This is a genomic window from Prevotella sp. khp7, assembly GCF_900109055.1.
GTDB lineage: Bacteria > Bacteroidota > Bacteroidia > Bacteroidales > Bacteroidaceae > Prevotella.
On record NZ_FOIV01000002.1, the window covers coordinates 753,810 to 777,029 of the forward strand.

At 49.2% G+C, this 23,220-nt stretch carries 24 protein-coding genes; 18 read left to right on the top strand and 6 right to left on the bottom strand.

Features of this window, described 5'->3' with window-relative positions; genetic code table 11:
• The first annotated feature begins 1 nt into the window (after window position 1).
• On the top strand, window positions 2-517 hold the full coding sequence (gene nrdG / locus BMX82_RS06575; RefSeq protein ID WP_036913887.1) for an anaerobic ribonucleoside-triphosphate reductase activating protein: 516 nt from the start codon (window positions 2-4) through the stop codon (window positions 515-517).
• Here the strand turns inward: nrdG and BMX82_RS06580 are convergent.
• On the bottom strand, window positions 502-1,788 hold the full coding sequence (locus BMX82_RS06580; RefSeq protein WP_036913886.1) for a histidine-type phosphatase: 1,287 nt from the start codon (window positions 1,786-1,788) through the stop codon (window positions 502-504). The genes nrdG and BMX82_RS06580 overlap by 16 nt on opposite strands.
• 68 nt (window positions 1,789-1,856) lie before the next feature.
• Between BMX82_RS06580 and BMX82_RS06585 the strand changes: the two genes are divergently transcribed.
• The 5 genes from BMX82_RS06585 to ispG are packed head-to-tail and all read left to right on the top strand — an operon-like array spanning window position 1,857 to window position 6,586.
• Complete coding sequence (locus BMX82_RS06585) at window positions 1,857-2,504, top strand: hypothetical protein (RefSeq protein ID WP_036913880.1); 648 nt, start codon at window positions 1,857-1,859, stop codon at window positions 2,502-2,504.
• Window positions 2,505-2,525: 21 nt separating this feature from the next.
• The gene (rpoN, locus tag BMX82_RS06590; protein ID WP_036913877.1) at window positions 2,526-4,037 is read left to right on the top strand and encodes an RNA polymerase factor sigma-54; all 1,512 of its coding nucleotides are present in this window, start codon (window positions 2,526-2,528) and stop codon (window positions 4,035-4,037) included.
• 9 nt (window positions 4,038-4,046) lie between these two features.
• Complete coding sequence (locus BMX82_RS06595; RefSeq protein WP_036913872.1) at window positions 4,047-4,679, top strand: phosphatase PAP2 family protein; 633 nt, start codon at window positions 4,047-4,049, stop codon at window positions 4,677-4,679.
• A gap of 21 nt (window positions 4,680-4,700) precedes the next feature.
• Window positions 4,701-5,207, top strand: a complete 507-nt coding sequence (gene purE / locus BMX82_RS06600; RefSeq protein WP_036913869.1) for a 5-(carboxyamino)imidazole ribonucleotide mutase — start codon at window positions 4,701-4,703, stop codon at window positions 5,205-5,207.
• A gap of 2 nt (window positions 5,208-5,209) precedes the next feature.
• On the top strand, window positions 5,210-6,586 hold the full coding sequence (gene ispG / locus BMX82_RS06605) for a (E)-4-hydroxy-3-methylbut-2-enyl-diphosphate synthase (RefSeq protein WP_036913861.1): 1,377 nt from the start codon (window positions 5,210-5,212) through the stop codon (window positions 6,584-6,586).
• Window positions 6,587-6,987: 401 nt separating this feature from the next.
• Here the strand turns inward: ispG and BMX82_RS06610 are convergent, their stop codons facing one another.
• Window positions 6,988-7,680: an SIR2 family NAD-dependent protein deacylase gene (locus BMX82_RS06610; RefSeq protein ID WP_036913854.1), complete on the bottom strand. Its 693-nt coding sequence runs from the start codon at window positions 7,678-7,680 to the stop codon at window positions 6,988-6,990.
• Window positions 7,681-7,848: 168 nt separating this feature from the next.
• Here BMX82_RS06610 and BMX82_RS06615 point away from each other — a divergent pair, with 168 nt between their 5' ends.
• The 6 genes from BMX82_RS06615 (at window position 7,849) to BMX82_RS06640 (ending at window position 13,569) form a co-directional block, all read left to right on the top strand.
• Window positions 7,849-8,454 carry an FKBP-type peptidyl-prolyl cis-trans isomerase gene (locus BMX82_RS06615; RefSeq protein ID WP_036913853.1) on the top strand — a complete coding sequence of 202 codons (606 nt, stop codon included), beginning with the start codon at window positions 7,849-7,851 and terminating at the stop codon, window positions 8,452-8,454.
• A 46-nt stretch (window positions 8,455-8,500) separates the two neighbouring features.
• On the top strand, window positions 8,501-9,379 hold the full coding sequence (locus tag BMX82_RS06620) for an FKBP-type peptidyl-prolyl cis-trans isomerase (RefSeq protein ID WP_036913851.1): 879 nt from the start codon (window positions 8,501-8,503) through the stop codon (window positions 9,377-9,379).
• Window positions 9,379-10,281, top strand: coding sequence for an FKBP-type peptidyl-prolyl cis-trans isomerase (locus BMX82_RS06625; RefSeq protein ID WP_036913849.1), 903 nt, complete (start codon window positions 9,379-9,381; stop codon window positions 10,279-10,281). The genes BMX82_RS06620 and BMX82_RS06625 overlap by 1 nt, the downstream gene beginning before the upstream one ends.
• A gap of 116 nt (window positions 10,282-10,397) precedes the next feature.
• On the top strand, window positions 10,398-10,874 hold the full coding sequence (locus BMX82_RS06630) for an Lrp/AsnC family transcriptional regulator (RefSeq protein WP_036913847.1): 477 nt from the start codon (window positions 10,398-10,400) through the stop codon (window positions 10,872-10,874).
• Window positions 10,874-12,589: a membrane dipeptidase gene (locus BMX82_RS06635; RefSeq protein ID WP_091767061.1), complete on the top strand. Its 1,716-nt coding sequence runs from the start codon at window positions 10,874-10,876 to the stop codon at window positions 12,587-12,589. The genes BMX82_RS06630 and BMX82_RS06635 overlap by 1 nt, the downstream gene beginning before the upstream one ends.
• 35 nt (window positions 12,590-12,624) lie before the next feature.
• A complete protein-coding gene (locus BMX82_RS06640; RefSeq protein WP_255396570.1) occupies window positions 12,625-13,569 on the top strand; it encodes a M28 family peptidase in 945 nt (314 codons plus the stop codon).
• Window positions 13,570-13,611: 42 nt separating this feature from the next.
• Here BMX82_RS06640 and BMX82_RS06645 read toward each other — a convergent pair whose 3' ends face one another.
• Entirely contained in the window at window positions 13,612-14,277 is a 666-nt protein-coding gene (locus BMX82_RS06645; protein ID WP_255396557.1) for a DUF4294 domain-containing protein, read from the bottom strand.
• A gap of 93 nt (window positions 14,278-14,370) precedes the next feature.
• On the opposite strand from BMX82_RS06645, the gene BMX82_RS06650 reads away from it, so the two are divergent.
• Window positions 14,371-16,356 carry a ComEA family DNA-binding protein gene (locus tag BMX82_RS06650; protein WP_091767067.1) on the top strand — a complete coding sequence of 662 codons (1,986 nt, stop codon included), beginning with the start codon at window positions 14,371-14,373 and terminating at the stop codon, window positions 16,354-16,356.
• Window positions 16,357-16,358: 2 nt separating this feature from the next.
• Here the strand turns inward: BMX82_RS06650 and BMX82_RS06655 are convergent, their stop codons facing one another.
• Window positions 16,359-17,495 (bottom strand): glycosyltransferase family 4 protein, encoded by a 1,137-nt coding sequence (locus tag BMX82_RS06655; RefSeq protein WP_091767071.1) that lies wholly within the window; start codon window positions 17,493-17,495, stop codon window positions 16,359-16,361.
• Window positions 17,492-17,875, bottom strand: a complete 384-nt coding sequence (locus tag BMX82_RS06660; RefSeq protein WP_036913833.1) for a GtrA family protein — start codon at window positions 17,873-17,875, stop codon at window positions 17,492-17,494. The genes BMX82_RS06655 and BMX82_RS06660 overlap by 4 nt, the downstream gene beginning before the upstream one ends.
• Before the next feature lie 74 nt (window positions 17,876-17,949).
• On the opposite strand from BMX82_RS06660, the gene BMX82_RS06665 reads away from it, so the two are divergent.
• From BMX82_RS06665 to BMX82_RS06685, 5 genes are read left to right on the top strand one after another with little or no spacing between them, the layout of a single operon-like run.
• Complete coding sequence (locus BMX82_RS06665; protein ID WP_177172034.1) at window positions 17,950-18,990, top strand: pyridoxal phosphate-dependent aminotransferase; 1,041 nt, start codon at window positions 17,950-17,952, stop codon at window positions 18,988-18,990.
• Entirely contained in the window at window positions 18,987-19,718 is a 732-nt protein-coding gene (locus BMX82_RS06670; RefSeq protein WP_091767074.1) for a phosphocholine cytidylyltransferase family protein, read from the top strand. Before BMX82_RS06665 ends, BMX82_RS06670 begins: the two co-directional genes overlap by 4 nt.
• Before the next feature lie 4 nt (window positions 19,719-19,722).
• A complete protein-coding gene (locus BMX82_RS06675) occupies window positions 19,723-20,541 on the top strand; it encodes a LicD family protein (RefSeq protein WP_091767077.1) in 819 nt (272 codons plus the stop codon).
• Window positions 20,531-21,454, top strand: coding sequence for a LicD family protein (locus BMX82_RS06680; RefSeq protein ID WP_091767081.1), 924 nt, complete (start codon window positions 20,531-20,533; stop codon window positions 21,452-21,454). The genes BMX82_RS06675 and BMX82_RS06680 overlap by 11 nt, the downstream gene beginning before the upstream one ends.
• Complete coding sequence (locus BMX82_RS06685) at window positions 21,451-22,173, top strand: lipopolysaccharide kinase InaA family protein (protein WP_091767084.1); 723 nt, start codon at window positions 21,451-21,453, stop codon at window positions 22,171-22,173. The genes BMX82_RS06680 and BMX82_RS06685 overlap by 4 nt, the downstream gene beginning before the upstream one ends.
• 12 nt (window positions 22,174-22,185) lie before the next feature.
• On the opposite strand, the gene BMX82_RS06690 is transcribed toward BMX82_RS06685, so the two are convergent.
• Window positions 22,186-23,214: a glycosyltransferase gene (locus tag BMX82_RS06690; protein WP_255396558.1), complete on the bottom strand. Its 1,029-nt coding sequence runs from the start codon at window positions 23,212-23,214 to the stop codon at window positions 22,186-22,188.
• Between the last annotated feature and the right edge of the window lie 6 nt (window positions 23,215-23,220).

Here is a 23,220-nt window from a genome sequence, read left to right on the forward strand (position 1 = left end):
CATGATTCGTGTACTCGATATCATAGAAGATACAATGGTGGATGGTCCGGGTTTCCGGACCTCCATTTATTGTGCTGGATGTAATCATCAGTGTCCAGGCTGTCATAATCCCCAATCGTGGGCTTTTGATGGCGGACGTGAGATGACTACCAGTCAGCTTATGAAGATTATCATGGCTGATCCTTTTGCCAACGTCACATTTTCGGGTGGTGATCCTATGTATCAGGCAGCAGGCTTTGCTGAGTTGGCTTGTGCTATCCATGAGTATTCCAATAAAGATATTTGGTGTTTTACGGGCTTTACTTTTGAAAGTTTAATTCATGACGACCAGCGTGAGTTGCTTGAACAACTTGATGTGCTTGTCGATGGTCCCTTTATTCAGAAATTGCATGACCCCGACCTGTTGTTTCGCGGTTCGTCCAATCAGCGTCTCATCGATGTGCAGAAGTCACTCTACACAGGGCAGACCGTTCTTTGGCAACCAGATGTGGCTGTCAGTGGTCACTCTTCCTTGTAGGCATTGAGCTTCTTCAGGTAAACATCCCGGAAATCGCTCCAATGATAATAGGGCGCGCTGTTTGTAGGAATGGGTAGAGTGGCCTCGTTCTCATTGAGTAGTATCTTGAAAAGCACATCCTTGTCCTTTGGATTCTTTCGGTAAAAAATAAACTGTATGTTGGCGGCCATGGGGAATACATCGAAGTTCTGCCAGCCGTTTATGTCAAGCTCCTCCAAGTCGGTAAACTGATGGTCGAACCCGTTGAGGCCTAATAAACAGGTTAGTGGCAGTACGATAGTCTCATGCCCGAAACGCAGTGTGGCACCATTGCGGGGTGTGGCAATGCAGCTGTCAGCATCTTCGATAATCTTGCGCAGCAGGTTGCGCTGGGTGTAAGGTTGTGTACCGCCGTTGAAAGGACAGTTGCCGAAACTGAGATACCAATAAGCATTGTATTGTAGCCAGTTGGAATAGAGTTCGTCAATTGTGTAGATGTCAAACAGATTGAAGTGGTAGCGCTGTTCTGTACCCTGGATACTGGATGCTATCTTGAAGATGGTTTTGTTCAGTTCATAGCTGTCAATACTGTCACGATAGAATACTGAGTCATTGAAAAGCTTGCCCATAGCCTGTTCGTGTATGGCGTGACGGTCGCAGAAAGCCTTATAGGTGTCAACAGATTCCTGGGGAAAGCGTTTCTTGTAGAGTGCGGAATCCTGAAGGTTCATGTAATACATGTCGTGCTGGCTGGCATCCGACCTGATGACAAGCATCGGATTGTTCCTCACCAGTTGCGTTAACTCGTTTTCCATGGATATGATGCAACGAATGACCACCGTACTCTTGGCGTCGATGATTGCATGTCCCTTGAATACCTCAGGGAAATTGTCGTACATGCGCTGGGCAATCATACGATGCTGATGGGCACCAAGAGGTGTCAGGTCGCCATAGCGGTCGCGTGCCTCATTATGAAAAACCTTCAGTTGCTGGAGTGTCCTCTCTCCCAGCTCGCTCAACTTCCCTTGCTCATGAGCTTTTTGTAGAACGGTTTCCGGCCATTCATATTCACTGGCCCTTATCAGGAAACGGGATCCATGACGGGCATAGGTACTGATGTAGAAGGGCTTCTTACCCTTGGGGGCTGGCGCTAAGTTAGTCGATGGAGATGGATAGGCATAATAGTTACTACCCGCTTTAAAGATATCACTTTTAAGCTGTTCTCTGACGCTTTGCGCCAATAAGGTCTGTAAAGAAAGGAGCCAAAAGGCAAATAATGCTATCTTTCTCATAAGTTTTTTCCTTTTCGGTTGCAAATATATAAAAAAAACAGTATTTTTGCAAAAAAATAGCGAGGATTATGGCAAAAAAAACAAAATGGCAGGATGATTATTGGCTTCTGCTTATGCAGATATACCTACAAAAACCTGTGGGAATCAAGCCGATGTACAGCCGGAAGATGATAGACTTGAGTCTTGAGCTGCACGTCTCTCCAAGCGTCTTATTTAATAAGATGTGCCAGATTGCCAATCTTGAAACTCCCCGCATCGAGCATATTTGGGAAGTATATGGCAGCAATCCCAGAAAGCTTGCGAGAGCTGCCAGTCTGCTGCGTGAGATGAAGGGCTTTAACAACGCCGGTTTGTTCTATGAGGGCGTTGAGACCAACGAGAGTTTTGAGTTGGATTTCAAGCCTGTGGCAGAGGGTGAGACCCTCACACCGGTTATGCTCACATTGATTCTGGATCTTTATTTCCGTCTGACGCCTATCACGATGGTGATAGAGACGCCTGAGGTACAGGAACTTGCGAAATTACTGAAACAAAAGCCCCAGCGTGTTGTAGAGGTGTTGGAGGTGTTCCAATATTGCGACCCTTATTTAAATCGTAAGGATGTAACCTTCGACCCGCTATTGTTGCCTTGCCAGCAGGTATGGCGCCGATATGGTAATGCTAACACAGAAGACCTTGCGTCTTATGCCGAGCAACTTAAAGAATACTTTAAGTAGTAGAAAAAGTAAAAAGGAAAAATGAGTGAAAAATACGGTCAGATACAGGAACAGACACAACAGCTGAAGTTGGGTCAGATGATCTCTCATCAGCAGTTGCTTCAGGCATCATTGGTGGAATTGCCAGTCATGCAGCTTGTTGATCGTATCAACACAGAGATGAACGATAATCCCGCCTTGGAGTCGGCAGGCTCGGGCGATGAGGACTATCAAGACCATCAGGACTACTCAGACTATCAGGACTCAGTCGAGGGGGCAGATGATTTTGAGTCGGCCACAGAACAGGAAGAACGCCAGTCGGCGCTCGATGAGGCCTTGAGCGGTATTGGCCGTGACGACGAGGAGCTGCCTGTGTATCAGGGTGGCCATTTCGCATCTGAGGAACGTGAAGAGATGGTCTATGGTGAGACCTCTTCATTCTATGATCAGCTAAAAGAGCAGATGGGCGAGGTCGATATGACAGAACAGGAGCGCGATGTGATGGAATACCTCATTGGCTCGCTCGATGACGATGGTCTGCTTCGTAAGGACCTTGAGATAATCAGCGAAGAACTGGCCATCTACCATAATATTGACCTGACTGTGGCTCAGATAGAGCAGGTGCTAAAGAAGCTTCAGGAGTTCGACCCTGCCGGCATTGGCGCCCGAACGCTCCAGGAGTGTCTCTTGCTGCAGATTGAACGTAGAGCCCCTTCCCGTCTAAGAGACTTGATGGAACAGGTCGTGAACTCCTATTTCGAAGAGTTCACCAAGAAGCATTGGGATAAGATACAGTCGTCTTTAGGACTGAATGACGCGCAGGCTGAAGTACTCTTTCAGGAGCTGAGGAAACTCAACCCGCGTCCAGGTGCTTCTTTAGGCGAAACGGTTGGCAGAAGTCTGCAGCAGATTACGCCCGACTTTATTGTCGATACACTGGATGATGGTACGGTCACCTTTACGCTCAATAATGGCGAAGTCCCGGAGCTGAAGGTGTCGCAGTCGTTTGTCGACTCCATGAAGGAGTATCAGCAGAACAAGGAACATCTCAGTCGCCAGACCAAGGAGGCACTGCTATATATCAAGAAGAAGGTTGATGCCGCTCAGGGCTTCATCGAGGCGGTGAAGATGCGTAAGCACACGCTTACCATCACCATGCGTGCCATCATCCAACTGCAGCATCAGTTCTTCGTTGATGGCGATGAGGCTTCGTTGCGCCCTATGATATTAAAGGATGTGGCAGAGAAGACAGGTCTCGACCTCTCTACTGTGTCGCGTGTCAGCAACTCCAAGTATGCGCAGACCCGTTGGGGCACTTTCCCCCTCCGTCATTTCTTCAGTGATGGCTATGTAACAGAAAGCGGCGAGGAGCTGTCGACCCGTCAGATTAAGGCTGCGCTTCGGGATATTATTGATTCAGAGGATAAGAAACGTCCGCTAAGCGATGACCAGTTGAAGGACCTGCTCGCCTCGAAGGGCTATCCCATAGCCCGTCGTACGGTGGCGAAATATCGTGAGCAACTGGGTATACCTATAGCGCGACTGAGAAAGTGAAAGAAGAAAATGAAGAAAGAAATAAGTAGAGAAAAGGCTATCATTCTTACGGCACGTGTCATCAGCATGCTGTTCACCCCGTTCTATCTGCCGTTGGTAGGTCTTATGGCACTTTTCTTGTTCAGTTATTTGGGTCTTATGCCTTGGGGGTATAAACTACAGGTGCTCACCCTTGTCTATCTGTTCACCATCCTCTTGCCGTCGCTTCTGATTCATCTCTATCGTCGCTATCAGGGATGGAATCTGATAGAGCTGGGACACAAGGAGCGCCGCGTGGTGCCTTATGTCATCTCCATCCTGTGCTACTTCTTCTGCGTCTATCTCATGGAGATGATGCATATCCCTCATTTCATGGGTACCATCGTTTCTGCGGCGATGGCCATTCAGGTGGTGTGCGCACTTATCAACGTGTGGTGGAAGATATCTACCCACATGGCTGCTATCGGCGGTGTGGCTGGTGCCCTGTTTGTTTTTGGCGAGATATTCGGCTTCAATCCTGTATGGTGGTTCTGTGTTGTCATGATGCTGGCTGGCGTGCTGGGCTCAAGCCGTATGATTCTGCGCCAACACTCCTTGTTGCAGATTGTAGCGGGCTTCCTGATTGGAGCTGTCTGTGCCTTCTTTGGATTAATCTATATGTAAAAGTAAAAAAGTAAGATATATATGAAACCGTTAGTTAGTATTATCATGGGTAGTACAAGCGATCTGCCCATTATGGAGAAAGCCTGCAAGTTGCTCGACGAGATGCAGGTGCCTTTCGAAGTGAATGCCCTCTCAGCCCATCGCACCCCCGATGCTGTTGAGGAGTTTGCCCGCACCGCCAAGGATCGTGGCATTAAGGTTATCATTGCCGGCGCAGGCATGGCTGCTGCCCTTCCTGGCGTCATCGCAGCCTCTACCACTCTTCCTGTGATTGGTGTTCCTATTAAAGGCATGCTCGACGGACTTGATGCCATGCTCTCTATCATCCAGATGCCACCGGGTATTCCTGTGGCTACTGTCGGTGTGAACGGTGCTCAGAACGCCGCTATCCTTGCCGTTGAGATGATGGCGCTTAGCAACGACGAACTGGCTCAGCGCCTGGCCGTCTATAAAGGTAATCTCCGTGTAAAGATTGAGAAGGCTAACCAGGAGTTGGCCGAGGTGAAATATCAATTCAAGACCAATTAATTATGTATCAGAGACGACAATCATCCGAGACCCGTGTCGGCCAGATTGGCATTGGCGGCTCGAATCCCATCCGCATCCAGTCGATGGGAACGGTAGATACGAATAACACCGAGGGCTGTGTGGCTCAGGCCAAGCGCATCATCGATGCCGGCGGCGAACTGGTACGTTTCACCACCCAGGGTATCCGTGAGGCCGAGAACATGAAGAATATCTCTGCCCAGCTGAAGGCCGACGGCTATCCTACGCCACTCGTAGCCGACGTGCACTTCACGGCCCATACAGCCGATGTGGCAGCACTTTACTGCGAGAAGGTGCGCATCAATCCCGGCAACTACGTTGACCCGGGACGTACGTTCAAGCACCTCGAATATACCGACGAGGAGTATGCCGAGGAATTGAAGAAGATTGAGAAGAAGCTCGTACCTTTCCTTAATATCTGTAAGGAACACCACACCGCTGTGCGCATTGGTGTCAACCACGGCTCGCTCTCCGACCGCATCATGTCGCGCTATGGCGATACTCCCGAGGGCATCGTCGAGAGCTGTATGGAGTTCCTGCGCATCTTCAAGCGCGAGCAGTTCAACGACGTGGTCATCTCTATTAAGGCTTCTAACACCGTGGTCATGGTCACCACCGTGCGTCTGCTCGTTCAGACCATGGACAAGGAAGGTATGCACTATCCCCTTCACCTTGGTGTTACCGAGGCTGGCGAGGGTGAGGACGGCCGTATAAAAAGTGCCGTAGGCATTGGCGCCCTGCTCACCGAGGGCATTGGTGACACCGTACGTGTGTCACTCTCGGAAGAGCCTGAATACGAGATTCCCGTGGCCCGCAAACTCGTCGACTCTATCGCCGAGTGCGCTGCCTTGCGTGAACAGGCTGAGGCAGGCATTAAGGACGATACCATCACCCTCGAGATGCACGAGACCGACTGGGAGTCGCTCCAGCTGAAGGCCGCCATGGCCGTTGGTGCCCTCCTGATTGATAAGAAAGCCCATCAGCTTGTCATCCGCAACGAAGGCTTTTCAACCGAAAAGCTTGTCGAGCTGGCCGATGGCATCCTGCAGGCCGCCCGCATCAAGTTCACCAAGACCGAGTACATCTCTTGTCCGGGCTGTGGCCGCACGCTCTACAACCTGCAGGAGACCATCGCACGTATCAAGGCCGCCACGAAAGATATGGTAGGTCTGAAGATTGGTATCATGGGCTGTATCGTGAACGGTCCTGGCGAGATGGCCGATGCCGACTACGGCTATGTAGGTGCCGGTCGCGGTAAGATCAGCCTCTATAAGGCCAAGGAGTGTATCGAGAAGAATATCCCCGAGGAAGAAGCTGTCGACCGACTTATCGACTTTATCCGTAAGGATCGCGGCTTGTAGCCGATATAAAAGCTAATCCTCAGCGCGCCATCAGCGCCCTGATAATAAAGCAGTGAATGACGTCTTAGACACATCATTCACTGCTTTCTTTTTCTCCCTTTCTTTGACCTTAATCAATATAAAGCGTCCGTTGATTAGCTCTCTTTAGCGTTTCTATGTTGTATCATGTATTGATGGGGCGGCTTGCGGTGTTGTCATATCATAGCGCTTTGCCTGTCATGGAATGGCCCGCTTATTGACAGAGATTATCTCTTTGATTGCAATTTAGTCTATTTTGTTCTGCAATTTAGTCTAAATTGCTTTGCATGATAATATAGATTACAATCAGCGGGATTATTCTTGTCATAACCCACGCCTATCTTTGTCGGCAGAAAGCCTTATCTTTGCCAGTATGAGAGCCGCTATTCCATCAGTTCGGCGAAAAGCTCTTTCATACCTTCAGAGGCACCCTTCTGAATCTGATGAACACGGGTACCGGCATTGATGGGGTTGGGGTCGATGAGATAGATGGGCACATCGGGGCGGGCGTAATGCAGCAGACCGGCGGCGGGATAGACCACTAGCGAGGTGCCGATGATAATCAGAATGTCGGCCTCTTGAACTTCCTCGGCGGCAAGGGTGATGTTGGGCACGGCTTCGCCGAAGAAGACGATGAAGGGGCGCAGTAGCGAACCGTCGCCAGCCTTCGTGCCGGGTACTATCTCACAGTTGTCGGGGGTGAGCGTCTGCTGGTAGCGCGGGTCGTCGACATCGCGGCTAGAGCATACCTTCATGAGTTCGCCGTGTAGGTGGATGACTTTCGACGAACCGGCCATCTCGTGGAGGTTGTCGACGTTCTGAGTGACCACGGTGACGTTGTACTGCTCTTCAAGGCGGGCCACCAGTTTGTGCCCCTCGTTAGGTTTTACGCCCCAGCATTTCTTGCGGAGCATGTTATAGAAGTTGGTGACGAGCGTCGGGTCTGCCTCCCAGCCTTCGTGGGTGGCCACTTGCTGCACGGGATAGTTCTCCCAGAGACCATCGGCATCGCGGAAAGTCTTGAGCCCGCTTTCCACCGACATGCCAGCACCTGTAAGTACGACAATCTTTTTCATAAGCTGTGACGTTTGTTTTATGTTGCAAAAATAAGAAAATAGCCTCAGACGGCGCAGGTTTTAACCGTTTTTTTATATTAATCTGTGTTAATCTGTGCAATCTGTAATTAAAAAGTAGTATCTTTGCGTCCGATTTTGAGAGTTACACATTATTAATATAAAGAAAGAATGAACAAATTAAGTTATGCTTTGGGCTTGGGCATCGGACAGCAGCTGGCTCAGATGGGTGCTGATGACATCAGCGCAGAGGACTTCGCACAGGCCATCAAGGATGTGCTCGAGGGTAATGAGTTGAAGGTGAGCCACCGTGAAGCCCAGACCATTGTACAGGACTATTTCCAGAAGCAGGAGCAGAAGCTCCAGGCTGAGCGTGCTGAGAAAGGTAAGGCACATAAGGAGGCTGGTGAGAAATATCTGGCCGAGAACAGTAAGAAGGATGGTGTCGTGACGCTGGCCAGCGGTCTGCAGTACCAGGTTCTGAAAGAGGGTAACGGCAAGAAGCCCAGCGCAAAGGATACCGTGAAGTGCCACTACGAGGGTACGCTGATCGACGGTACCGTATTCGACAGCAGCTATCAGCGCGGCGAGCCCGCTACATTCCCCTTGCAGCAGGTGATTGCCGGTTGGACCGAGGGACTGCAGCTGATGCAGGAGGGTGCCAAGTACCGCTTCTTCATCCCCTACCGTCTGGCTTATGGCGAGGGTGGCGCAGGTGCTTCTATTCCTCCGTTCGCAGCCCTGATCTTCGACGTTGAATTGATTCAGGTTGTGTAAAGGTAAAAGGGAAAAAGGTAAAAAATAAATATAAACAATCACGAAAATGAAAAAGATTACATTTGCTGCTGTTGCAGCTGTAGCTGCCATCATGATTTCTTCATGTGGCAATTCGACTCCCAGAGCGAGTCTGAAGAATGAAGTAGACACCTTGAGCTATGCTATCGGTATGGCTCAGACTCAGGGTCTGAAGGAGTATCTCGTTGGTAGTCTCGACGTAGATACCACTTACATCGATGAGTTTATCAAGGGTCTGAACGAGGGTGCCAATGCTGGTGACAACAAGAAGAAGGCTGCTTACTATGCAGGTATCCAGATTGGTCAGCAGATTGCTAACCGTATGGTGAAGGGCATCAACCACGAGGTGTTCGGTGACGACTCTACCAAGACCATCTCTTTGAAGAACTTCATGGCTGGTTTTATCAGCGGTACAACAGGCAAGAAGGGCCTGATGACTGTTGATTCAGCTCAGATGGTGGCTCAGCGCCTGATTAGCAGCGTTAAGGCCAAGGAGCTTGAGAAGAGCTATGGTGCGAACAAGGCTGCCGGTGAGAAGTTCCTGGCTGAGAACGCTAAGAAAGAGGGCGTGAAGGTTCTGCCCAGCGGCGTTCAGTACAAGGTTATCAAGGAGGGTACTGGTGCCATTCCTGCCGACACTTCTTTGGTGAAGGTTAACTACGAGGGCCGTCTGATTAATGACTCTATCTTCGACAGTTCTTACCAGCGCGGCGAGCCCACCACATTCCGTGCCAACCAGGTTATCAAGGGTTGGACAGAGGCTCTCTGCCACATGCCTGCAGGTTCTGTTTGGGAGGTTTATATTCCTCAGGAACTGGCTTACGGTGAGCGTGAACAGAACATTATCAAGCCTTTCTCTGCACTGATCTTCAAGATTGAGTTGCTCGAGGTAAACGCTAAGAGATAATGAAGAAGACGATATGCGTGGCACTCGCCCTTGTGGCGGGTGCTTCTTTGTTTACGGCTGAGGCCGCAAAGAAGAAGACCGTTCAGAAGCCTGTAGAGGAGAAGGTGCAGGCTGTTCAGCTCACAAGCAGTTCCGACTCAGTGAGCTATGCGGCAGGTATGACAATGACCAACGGACTGCTGAACTATCTGCTCCAGCAGAAGATGGACACAACGATGATGGCCGATTTCGTGCGTGGCTTCATGGACGCCGTGAAGACTGCCGACGATCCTAGGATGAAGGCATACATGACCGGACAGAACATTGCCCAGCAGCTGAACGAGCGTATGCTGCCCAGTCTGAAGACGGAGTTCCAGGATTCGCCCGATTCCATCATGGCCGACGTGCTCTACCGCGGCTTTACCGACGCTATGCTGAATGATACCACGATCTTCACCTTGCAGAAGGCCGAAGATTATTTCTCCGCCAGACAGAAGGCCGACAAGGCTGCTCGTGATGAGAAACTGTATGGCGCCAATCGTGAGGCTGGCATTAAGTTCTTGGAGGAGAATGCCAAGAATGACAGTGTGATCACCCTGCCCAGTGGCCTGCAATATAAGGTGCTGGTGAAAGGTTCTGGCGCTGTGCCTCAGTCTAGTGACAAGGTGAAAGTGCATTATGAGGGCCGCTTGATTGACGGCAAGGTGTTCGACAGCAGCTATCAGCGTGGTGAGCCTTCTGAGTTTACACCTACGCAGGTGATCAGAGGCTGGACAGAGGCGTTGACGATGATGCCTGTAGGTTCGAAGTGGCAGTTGTATATCCCCTATGAGCTGGCTTATGGCGAGCGTGGGGCTGGGGCTGATATCAAGCCTTACAGCATGCTGATTTTCGACGTAGAACTGTTGGAAATCGTGAAGTAAAGAGCAAGTGTGTCACAAAAGTGACACACTTTTTTTAAACTTTTCCTGATAAAAGTTGCATTATTCAATTAATTTGCTTACTTTTGCTGACAAATTGTAACTAAAAAGGAAAGGTGATGGATAAAATTGATTTTCTTGACAAGAAGATACTGAGTATTCTTTCCAAGAATGCACGTATCCCGTTTAAGGATGTGGCTGCAGAGTGTAATGTCTCCCGTGCCGCCATTCATCAGCGTGTGCAGCATCTGATTGATGCTGATGTGATTACCGGTAGTGGATTCGACGTTAATCCCAAGAGCCTGGGCTATTCTACTTGTACCTATGTGGGTATCAACCTGGAAAAGGGTTCTATGTATAAAGACGTGGTAGAGTGTCTGCAGCATATCCCTGAGGTGGTAGAGTGCCACTTTACCACAGGCCCGTACACCATGCTGGTGAAGCTCTATGCCCGTGACAACGAGCAGTTGATGGAGCTGTTGAACGGAAAACTGCAGGGCATACCTGGCGTTGTAGCTACTGAAACATTGATTTCTCTGGAACAGAGCCTAAAACGAGAGATTCCTATTGTCATTAACGAAGTTGGGCAGAAGTAATGAACAGATTTGACTTACAGTCGCATCTGGATGATATCTATGCTCACTTTCCTGAAGCCGACCAGAAACCTGTCATAGGTATCACTGGTAATTATGAAGATCTGACCTGTAAATTAGGACAGGGCTACTACAAATCTGTAGTGGCTGCAGGTGGTGTGCCTGTTATCATTCCGCCTGTGGCTGATAAAGATGTAATCATCAACACCCTTGAGCATCTTGATGGTCTGATTCTGAGCGGTGGCGGCGATATCAACCCCTTGTGGGCTGGTGAGGAGCCTTCACCCAAACTTCATGGTGTTAATCAGGAGCGCGACCTGCCAGAGTTGCTGATAGCACAACTGGCCTATAATCGACAGATACCGATGCTGGGCATCTGTCGGGGCATCCAGACACTGGCAGTGGCTCTGGGCGGCAAGGTGGCTCAGGATATCGGAGATGTGGCAAAGGTGAAGCATTCGCAGGATGCCGACCGCTCTGAGCCTACGCATAGCATCAGTATTATAAGAGATTCTATACTTGACAGCATCTACAAGTCGTACGACAGGCCTCTTATGGTGAACAGTTTCCACCATCAGGCTGTGGTTGAGACGGGCGATAAGTTCCGTGTAGTGGCGCAGTCGGCTGATAATATCATCGAGGCGATAGAGAGTACGGAATATAAATCTATAGTAGGTGTCCAGTGGCATCCAGAGTGTCTGGAGGAGGGGCTGCCCCTGTTCCAGTGGCTGGTGGGCGAGGCTGCCTCGTTTAGACAGGCTCAGCGTGTGCATAACCGTGTGCTGACGCTCGACACCCACTGCGACACCCCGATGTTTTTCCCGTCAGGCATCCACTTCGACCAGCGCGACCCAAAGATATTGGTCGACCTGCATAAGATGACTGAGGGGCGTCAGGACGCAACGATCATGGTGGCCTATCTGCCCCAGAACACTGAGAATCCTACGACATATGCTGACCGCATCTTCGACAAAATAGAGGATATTGTGGCGCAGAACCAGCAGTATATCGTGCTTGCCCGCACCCCTGACGACCTCTGGATGAACAAGCATCGGGGGAAGAAGAGCATCATGCTCGGTATTGAGAACGGCATAGCCATTGACAGTAAACTGGAGAACCTGCAGCACTTCAAGGACCGTGGCATTGTATATATGACCCTCTGCCATAATGGCGATAACGATATCTGCGATGCCGCGTCGAAAAGCAATAACACCCATGGTGGCGTGAGTGCCTTTGGCGAGCAGGTCATCAAGGAGATGAACCGTTTGGGTATCATGGTTGATTTGAGTCATGGTGGCGAGAAGAGCTTTTATGACGCCCTTGACATCAGCACCATGCCTATCGTGTGCAGTCACTCGAGCAGTCGTGCCCTCTGCGATCATCAGCGTAACCTGACGGATGACCAGATGCGTGCCTTAGCTAAGAATGGCGGTGTGGCTCAGACCACGATATACAACGGATTCCTGCGTAAAGACGGCGAGGCAACAATCTTGGATGTGATGGAACATCTTGAGCATGCCATCGACGTGATGGGTATCGACCATGTGGGACTCGGTACTGATTTCGATGGCGATGGCGGCGTGAGAGGACTGGCCGATTCGTCGGAACTCATTAACTTTACCCGTGCGCTGTTGGCTCGTCGCTTTAGCGAACAGGACATCCAGAAAATCTGGGGCGGCAACTTCCTGAGGGTCATGCAACAAGTTCAAATGAAATGAAGAAAGGTGTATTTTTTGTTTTATCCATACTCCTGATGCTGAGCTGTGGAAACCTGCGTAAGCAGACTGCGGACGAGACGGCTGTGGCCCAGCCTGTAGGTCCTGCGTTCTGTGCAGACAGTGCCTACCAGTATTGTCAGGCTCAGTGTGATTTCGGCCCGCGAGTGATGAACAGTGTGGCTCACGACCAGTGTGAACAGTGGATTATTGCCAAGTTCAAAAGCTTTGGTATGGAGGTGATGGCGCAGAAGGCCGACCTGAAGGGTTATGATGGTACCATACTTCACAGCACCAACATCATTGCCAGCTATAAGCCAGAGTTGTCAGAACGTGTGCTGCTTTGTGCACATTGGGACAGCCGTCCCTGGGCTGATAACGACCCTGATGAGGCTAATCACAAGAAGCCGGTGATGGCAGCCAACGATGGTGCCTCTGGGGTGGCCGTAATGTTAGAGGTGGCGCGTCTGCTCTCAGCAGACACTCTAGGCATAGGTGTTGATTTTATTTGTTTCGACGCTGAAGACTGGGGTGTGCCTCAGTGGAGCGATGCAACAGACGATGGTAACTCGTGGGCACTGGGCGCTCAGTATTGGTCGGCTAACCTGCATCGTAAAGGCTATAAGCCACGCTTTGGCATTCTGCTCGATATGGTAGGCGGACAAGGCGCTCAGTTCTATAAGGAAGGCATGTCGCTGCAGTATGCCAGCAACGTTGTAGATAAGGTTTGGCGTGCTGCTCAGGTAGTGGGCTTTGGTAGCCTGTTTCCCACTCAGACGGGTGGTTACATTACTGACGACCATATTCCTGTGAATACCAAGGCAAAGATTCCGACAATTGACATTATTCCTTATTACCCCAACTGCGAGCAGAGCAGTTTCGGGCCTACGTGGCACACTGTCAACGACGATATGGCGCATATTGACAAGAATACGCTTCAGGTCGTTGGTCAGACGATGATACAAGTGCTATATTCAGAATAAATAATCCCCGTCAGCAGCGGGGATTATTTATTGGGTACGGGGTTATATCTGTCCTGCCTCAACCATGAGAACCACGCGCTCTGTGAGGCGGTCTACACCCTTAGGGTCGTATTCTTTTTTGAGCGAAGCACCGAACCCCCAGGCGAAGACTTGCCAGAACCCAGCACGGATAGGCCCCATGAAGGCACTGATCATATCGTAAGACGACGAGTGGCACTCCCTGTCTATTAGCTTGATGAGCAGCTTACCTTGCGAGTAAGTCAGCTTCTTCATCTGAGGCTTGTAAGTACGGAAGATGTCATCCTCTACACGCTTGATGTGCTCCTCCTTCGATTTCTGGTCAGGCAGTGTCTCGAGATATTCCGTGGTCTCGATCAGCATCTGGCGTGCCTGCTTGGCAATGGGCAGCACCTTCTTCACGTTCTTTACCAGACGCATGTACGAGTCGGCTTGCTTCCTGTTCTTGAAGGTGAGCTGGGGGTAAACATACACATTATTCATTTCCATATACTGTATGCTGTCGCCCTCGTGAAGCACCTTACCCACTTTGACAGTAGGTACGAAAGTGGGAGAGTCCATCTCAGCCAATACCTCCTCAGCTGTCATCCGCTTGTCTTGGGCAGAGGCAGTGAAGAGTGAATAGTGAAGGGTGAACAGAATGATCACCATTCGCATCATCCATGGGGTATATGGCTGCAGATTCGTCATTTCAGCTGCAAAAGTAAGCAGTATCTCTGAGAAATCCAAATATTTCTTTGGGATTTACGCAGATTTATCATATCTTTGCGCCGCTAAACAATTATGAAGACACTATTTATATCAATCATGATGATTATGCCACTGGGCTTACAGGCTCAGGAGGGACATGTGTGGGAACGTTATCTGAGTGAAGTGATGACTGTTGAGGATTCTGAGTCAGAATCGTGGGAAAGGACTTACGATCTGCTATGCGAATTGGAGCAGCAGCCCTTAAACCTGAATACCGTAACGAGAGAACAACTGGAGGAGTTACCTTTTCTTACAGCCCAACAGATAGAAGATATGATGGAGTATCGCTATCGTTATGGGGCGATGAAGTCGGTGGGCGAGTTGATGATGATTCGCTCGCTGGGTGAAGTCCAAAGGCGACTGCTTACCTATTTTATATATGTTGGTGATGACGCGTCACAGCGAAGTCCCCGACTCGGCGATGTGCTTAAGTATGGGCGTCATGAACTTACTGCCACTATGCGCATACCCTTCTATGAGCGAGAGGGTGATCATGAACAGTATCTTGGCTATCCCTATCGTCATTGGATGCGTTATCAGTTCAGCTATGGCGACTATGTGAAGCTGGGACTGGTGGGTGCTCAGGATGCTGGTGAACCTTTCTTCGCGAATCGTAACAAGTGGGGGTATGACTACTATTCGTCTTATCTTCAACTTCGTAACTTAGGCAGACTGGAGACACTCGTCTTGGGCAACTATCGCATGTCGATGGGTATGGGACTTGTTATGAATAATGGTTTCGGACTAGGTAAGATAGCCACTCTCCAAAACATGGGGCGAAGCACCAATACGCTTACAGCCCACTCTTCGCGCTCAAACAGTTATCTGCAAGGCATGGGGGCTACCATCCGTCTCTCCACAGCTTTCAGGGCCACAACCTTTTTGTCTTATACTCCCTTGGATGCAACCCTCAACAAAGACTCGACAGCCCGCACCATCCTTAGCTCAGGCTATCATCGAACAGAGACGGAGATGGCGAAGAAACACAATCTGTATGCCTTGAAAACTGGTGGTGCGCTGCGCTATGAGGCTCATGGCCTGCATCTGGGCGTGAATGCGCTTTATGTGCATCTTGACAGGCCGCTGCATCCGCAGAGAGTTTCACTATACCAGCGTATTTACCCCTATGATCAGGACTTCATGAATACCAGTCTTGATTACGGCTATGTGAGTCATCAGCTGTCCTTGAATGGTGAGACGGCATTGGATAAGAGAGGACATATCGCAACCATCAACACTTTCAATATCCGCTTGTCTGACGTGCTGAGCATGATGGCTCTCCAGCGATTCTATTCATACAAGTATGCCTCGCTCGATGCTCAGAGCTATAGCGATGGCGGACGCGTACAGAACGAGAGTGGTGTCTATCTGGGGCTTTCGTGGCATCCCTCGCCAGAGTTTCAGGTCTCTGCCTATACAGACTATGCCTATTTTGCCTGGGCAAAGTATCAGGTGTCGCAATCGTCGTATTCATGGGATCAGCTGTTGCAGGCGGCCTATACGGGAAAGCGTTGGAACCTGGGTGTCCGCTATCGATTAAGGATGAAACAGAAGGATGATAAGGACAAAAAGACGTTGAATGACCGTTGGGAACACCGTGGGCGTCTGAGTGCCGAATATGCGACAGACTTCGGTCTCAGTTGCCGCACCCAGTTGGATGGGGGCTATTGTGCCTATAGCGAAGGCGAGTGGGGTGGAATGGTGAGTGAAAGTTTGTCGTATACCAAGGACTGGTTGAGGCTGAATATAGGGGCCGGCTATTTCCATACAGATAGCTATGACAGTCGCGTGTGGCTCTACGAACAAGGGCCGCTTTACGCCTACTCTATGAATCAGTTCTATGGTGAGGGCATCCGTTATTGGCTCATGGTAAGGGCGAAAGTCGCGGGAAACCTTATGCTCACGGCCAAAATAGGTACAACAGACTATTTCGACAGGGATTACATCGGGAGTGGCTATCAGCAGATTGACGGCTCATCACAGACGGATCTCGACCTCCAGCTGCGCTGGATTATATGATGTTAGAGCAGTGAGTGGTAAAGCTCAATCATCTGATTGGCCATATCGCTGCCCAGAAAACGACGGATGTATGCCTGGCTGCTGGCTATTCTATGTTCGCGCCCTGTTGCCCCGCGAAGCGACTCTTTGATGGCTCTGGTCATGCCTTCTACGTCGTCTGGTGCTACATAAAAACAATCAGGCCCTCCTGCCTCTTCCAGACAGGAACCTGAACATGCTACCACAGGAAGTCCGCAGTTGATTGCTTCGATGATGGGGATGCCAAAACCTTCGTAGACAGACGGATAGACAAAGGCTTCTGCTTGGGTGTAGATGGCTGGCAGATGCTTGTTGGGCACACCATGTAGAATCAGTACGCGATGGCTCAGCTGGTGACTGTTAACATAGTCGATGACTTGATCCGTATATTTGGTATGTCTTCCTACAATGACGAGCGATAGGTCTTCTGGAAGGCTTTGCAATGCCTTGACTGCCAAGATGATATTCTTTCTTGCCTCTATACTGCCGACGTTTAGGATATAGCGTTGGGGCAGGTTGTAGTGCAGCCTTACCTCTTGTTGCTTCTGCGTGTCAGGTTCTGCAGAGAATCGTGGCGCACAACTCTGATAGATAAGGGAGATGCGGCTTTCGTCCACATGTCCATACTCAATGATGTCGCGTTTCGTACATTCGCTGATGGCAATGATACGGTCGGCTTCTTTGATGGTCTTCCTGAATTTCCATGCGTAGATCTTTGTGTCTATCCAATGGTAGAACTCCGGGTGGCGCAGGAAAATCAGGTCGTGGATGGTAACCACGCTCTTGATGCCGCTCTTCCTGATGCCAATGGGCAGCTCGCCAGAAAGCCCGTGATAGATCTGTATACCGTCTCTCTTGAGGTCTTTTATAATGCCATGCGTGCGCCAAAGGGAAGTTCCCAACGCGGGAACTCCTGGTTTACCGTAATGAAACTGCAAGTTTCCTCGGAGTAAAACCTGACTTCTAAGGTCGTCTCTTCCTTCATTGGGCGCATAGAGGTGAAGGTCGAGATGTTCGCTGGCGGCGAGGTCGTTGACGAGCGTCCTGCCATAGCTGCCAAGACCTGTAGCGTTGCTGACAATGCGTTTGGCGTCGAAACCGATGGAGAGTTGTGGTGTCATGAGCGTTTGAAGTGTTTGAAGACATACCTTACGAGTATGAAGTTGATGGGCACAGAGATGCTGAACACCGCGAAGGGAGCCAGGATTCTGTGTACACCTATCCAGAGGAAGAAATTGAAGAGACCCATTTGCAGGAAATAATTGAATATGTGAGCCCCCGCAAACCCCGCTCCGTTTCTGGCAGAGGTCTTCTCCTTGAACGTGAAATGGGCAGAGAGATAATAGTTGGCGCAGAAACTCACCAGATAGCCTATGGTGAAGGCTATGTTTACATCAATCCAGTATTGCAGTATCCAGTAGACGGCGTAATGAATGGCCACTGCCAGAATACCAACGATTCCGAACCTGACGAGCTCCCCTAAAGTCTCTTTTTTCTCCATATTTCTGAAAATATGGGGCAAAGTTACGAATAATTCTCGAAATCTTTGTACCTTTGCAGGCAAATAATGACGTTATGGAAAAGAAAATGAATTATCTCGACAGGAACGAGTTTAACTTTGAACCCAGTCAGAAAGTGGTGGAAGCCATTCGTAATTTCGATCCCAAGACCCTATGTTTCTATACCCGTATTTATGACGAGGGGAAAAAGAGCGTGGTGTCTGTACGTTTGAGTGAAATCTATGGTGTCCCAGAGGAACAGGTTCTCTTGGCCTATGGCGGAGAGGACATTCTGAAGAATGCAATCCATTATTACCTCATGAAGGGTGACAACAAGAAGATTCTTATTCCAGAGTTCTCTTGGTGGTATTACAACAAGGTGGCCAGCGAGTGCTATGGTACGTTCGAGATGTATCCCCTTCACGAGCAGGATGATACTTTCGCCTATGATGTGGAAGAGGTCATCGAATATACAAACCGCATCCACCCGCGTATGCTGCTGTTGGCATCGCCCAACAATCCTACGGGTAACAGCCTGACGCCTGACGAGATAGGACGTATCATGGAGAATATCCCCGACGATACGATGGTGCTTATCGACGAGGCTTATGCCAGCTTTATTACCTCAGATACCGACTATATTGCCCCTCTGGTCAATAAGTACGCTAATCTGATTATCTCTCGTACCCTGTCTAAGTTCTATGGCCTTCCAGGCTTGCGCTGCGGTTTCGGCTTCATAGGTGCCGGGCACGACCATTTTGTAAGCTATATCAATAAATATCTGGGCTACAATCGCTTCTCTGAGGCTGTTGCCTTGGCTGCCCTCGATAGTGATGACCACTATCGTCGTGTGGCAGATGATATGGAATGGGGTCGCCAGCTCTATAAAAAGGCCTTGGGCGACAAACCTGGTTTCAAGGTTTATAAGAGCGTGGCCAACTTTATCCTTATCAAGTATCCTATCGCCATCAAGGAGAAGCTTCAGAAAGCCCTTGCCGAACAGGATTATAAGATTAAGTTCATGACTGATAAGGGACTTGAGGAGACCCTGCGCATCACCTTGGGTCGCAAGGAACAGACTCAGACTGTTGTCGATACGATTCTGCGTTGCTTATGATAGGTGTGATTCTGGCCGCAGGAATGGCCAAGCGGCTAAGACCGTTAACGGATACGAAGCCTAAGTGCTTGTTGGAGGTGGGCGGAAAGACGCTGCTCCAGCGCACTGTAGACGCCATGCTGTCTGCCAATATCCGGGAATTTGTTGTTGTGACGGGTTATCGTGCAGAGATGATTCGCGACTTCCTCGCCAGTCATTATCAAGATCTTTCAATCCGTTTCATTGATAATCCTGATTATGCCCATAACAACAATATCTTCTCCCTCTGGCTGGCGATGGAACAGTTGCATGGCCAAGAGGTATTGCTGATGGATAGCGACATCCTTTGTGATCCGGAGGCCGTGCGCCGCGTGGCAGCTCAGGAATGCTCAGCCCTTGCCATGCAGCGTCATGAGTTGGGCGAGGAAGAGATGAAGATTGTCGTCGATGGCGAAGGCCGGATAACGGAAATCAGCAAGACCTGTCGTGTCGAGGATGCTGTCGGTGAGTCGGTGGGCATCGAAAAGATTACGTCATCCTATGGCGAGGCTCTCTATCAGGAACTTCGTGGGATGATACTCGACGAAGGTCTCATAGACATTTTCTATGAACGTGCTTTTGAGCGTTTGATTCCTCAGGGCCATACCTTCAAGGTCGTAGACACTACGGATCTGTTCTCATACGAACTCGACACCCCAGAGGATTTACAGCGTGCACAGCTTGAATTGCCCCAGAACCTGATTTATTGAAATAATGGCTGATTACGATATTGACAAGCTCCACCAGCGAATCCTGAAGATTCTCCTGGCTGTCGACAAGACCTGTCGAGAGCATAGCCTGCGCTATTATCTATGGGCAGGGACACAGCTTGGGGCTATACGGCATAAGGGCTTCATCCCCTGGGATGACGATATCGACATCGCCATGCCCCGGCCTGATTATGAGAAGATGATTAAGCATAGCCGGGAATGGTTGCCAGAACCTTTTGAACTGGTTTGTGCAGAAAACGATGCGTCATATAATCTGCCATTCGGAAAAATACAGGATGCGTCGACAACGCTGATAGAACGTATGCATCTGCGCTATCTGGGAGGTATCTATATCGATGTGTTCCCTATAGACGGGGTTCCCGAATCCAGCCTCATGCGCAAGCTCCATTTTGCAAGATACGAGTATCTGAAGCGAGTACTCTATCTGCTTCATCGTGATCCCTACAAACATGGCCATGGCCCCTCAAGTTGGGTTCCTCTATTGTGTAGGAAGTTCTATACGCTGGATGGTGTCCAAAAGAGAATACGGCAGCTGTTGATGACCTATGACTATGAAAAGTCTGCTTTGGTCGCTGACTACGATGACGGTTCTAACGGATCTATGCCGAAGGATGTTCTGGGAACTCCCACCCCATATACTTTTGAGAATGAGATGGTCATGGGGGTGGAAAAAGCTGATACATATCTCTCAAAGAAATATGGTGATTACATGACTATCCCTGATGGAGACCATCAGCGACAGCATAATTTCCATTATTTAGACTTGGACCATTCCTATAAAGACAATATCCATGGGCTTTAATACCGACGCAGAGAAACGTGGCGGATATCTGGTATCGCACGAGATGAAGAAAGTCTGGGCTGTGGAGCTCGATCTTCTTAGACAGTTGATAGAAGTCTGTCAGCGTGAGAACTTGCGTATGTGGGTAGATGGCGGAACACTACTTGGAGCAGTCCGTCATCAGGGATTCATCCCTTGGGATGATGATATAGATGTGTGTATGCCCCGTCCTGACTACGATCGTCTGACGGCTATTTCCGGGCAGGTATTCAAAGAGCCCTATTTCTATCAGAATGCCTATACTGACAAGGATTATTTTGCTGGTCATGCACAACTTCGCAATAGCCGTACTGCCGCCATACGTCCCTCTGCCAGCTTCAATCCTTTTAATCAGGGCATATTCATCGATATCTTCGTGCTTGATGGTGTCCCTGAGGAAGAGACTGAGCGTAGAAGGGTATGGAAGGCATCACGTCGTATGCAGCATTTTCTGAAAGCCAAGAATCTTAATATCCTTATATCGGGTCGCTGGCTTCAAGTATTCAGGAAGATACAGAGCCGTCGGGCTGTCAGCAAGACTGGCTGGACTTCATTATACCGTCAGGCAGAGGATCAGTTGCGCTTGGCCTCTTTCGATGAAAGCAAGGAGGTGGCAGAGATTTCATTCAGTGCCTATGACATCGTACTTGACAGACATATATTCGATGATACAGTATGGTTGGATTTCGAGGATATGAAAGTACCGGCTCCTTCTGGATACGATCAGCTCCTTCGGACGCAGTATGGTGAAAACTATATGACTCCTATCCAGACAGGCAATTATCATGGTGAATTGGTATTCGATACAGAAAGGAGTTACGTGGAGTTGTTGCCTGAGGTCAGACTTCGATATAAGAAATCACAGATAGCCAAGCTTTTTGGGAAAAAGAAATGAAAATAGTTGTAGACGGTAAGTACCAGTATTTGGCTCCTTTTATAGCCCAACTTCCTCATTTGTTGGATGAGGGACGGGGAGAGCTGGTCTACGATGGGCGCAATCAAGTGGCCCGTTTCCATGAGCAGGGATTGGTAATGATGGTAAAGCGCTTTAAACGTGTAAACTTTATCCAGCAGATAGTCTATAGCTTCTTCCGTAAGACGAAAGCCGAACGGGCATATCTCTTTGCTGAAGAATTCGCTAGTCGTGGTATAAAGACCCCGCAACGTGTGGCTTATATAGAACAAAAGAAGAACGGACTTTTTACCATTGGCTATTTTGTCAGTCTTGAAGCTGTCGGTACGGAAGGCCATCTGTTGCTGCGCGAAGTGAAAGATTACGATCCGGATTTAGCCGAGGCCGTAGCTCGTCAGATGGTGCTGATGCATAGCAGAGGTGTTCTCCATGGCGATTTGAATTTGTCGAACTTCCTTTGTAACCATGATAACGAAGGCTATCATTTTACTATGATTGATATCAACCGCTCTCATTTCTGTGTGGGTTTCCCATCTGAAAAGGAATGCCTGCAGAATATGGTGCGTCTGACGCATCGTCGAGATCTTTATGAAGACCTGATACGTCGTTATGCGCTGTTGCGAGGCTGGGATGCCGGGTCGACCATACAAAAAGCCGTCGCGTTGCTCGACCGTTTCGAACAACGTAGGTTTCATTTTTAATCTCTTTGCTTCTTATCCAATTTGCTGGAGTGCCTGACTGATGGCATCCTGCAGATATTCTCCTTTTCTTAGGCGCTCACTGATACGAAGAACATTCTTACGCATCTCTGCTAATTGCTCTGGTGTAATCCTGCTCAGCGTGCTGCCTAATTCCTGAATATTCTCAATAGTGATACCAATACCTTCTTTCTCTACAATGGGGGCCACAGCAGCCTCTTTCCAGATAATGATGGGCAGCCCTGCACGGAGATAAAAAGACACTTTGTGTGGACTGTTCCAGCGTAAGTATTCTCCGAAGTTACCAGTACAACTGTCAAGTGAATCGCCGTCCCAAACAAAGCCGAAGTCACCCTCCACTTCTTGGATAAAAGTGTCTGCGGGAGTAAACGGATGGAAAAGGATTCTGGAGTTATCGTTCATGTTTGGCAGACCATTGCGGTTGCCGTAGATATGCAGTTCAAAGGGAAGTTCTTGTTCTGCCAGTTTCAACAAGAAGGAATTCTTTCGCATGGCCAGCGCTCCTGCATAAACCAGTCGCAGGTGTTCTGACGGCTGTTGTCCTCTTGACTGTGAAGTAGAACGATAGTCAAATAGCTGTAAGGCACCTAACGGATGTTGGTAGCCGTGTTCTTTTAGCCATGTCTTCATCGCGTCGTTTGATGCAATCACATAATCGGCATGCATCAGTCTGTTGATTTCCTTCTCTATCGTGAGTTTCTTTCTTCGAAATGAACCGAGGTCATGTATAAGGGCCATGGTTTTGGCTCCTTTCAGATGAGCTATGCGACAAAGGAAAGCGAAGTATTTCTTTACAGGATATTGTAGCACGACAACGTCACCTTGTCTGACAGTAAAGACATACTTGATAACCCCAGCCAAATCGAGAAAGAATGTGATAATCTTATTTGGATAGAAAGTGCGTTTCAGACCAAGATTTCTGGCCCCAATTACTTGTAGAGTGTCTTCGTTGTCAGTCTTGGCCTTGTTGCCAGCCCCATTGAGATTACGGTAGTTACGGGTGATATAACAGAGTCTTGTCATAATAGT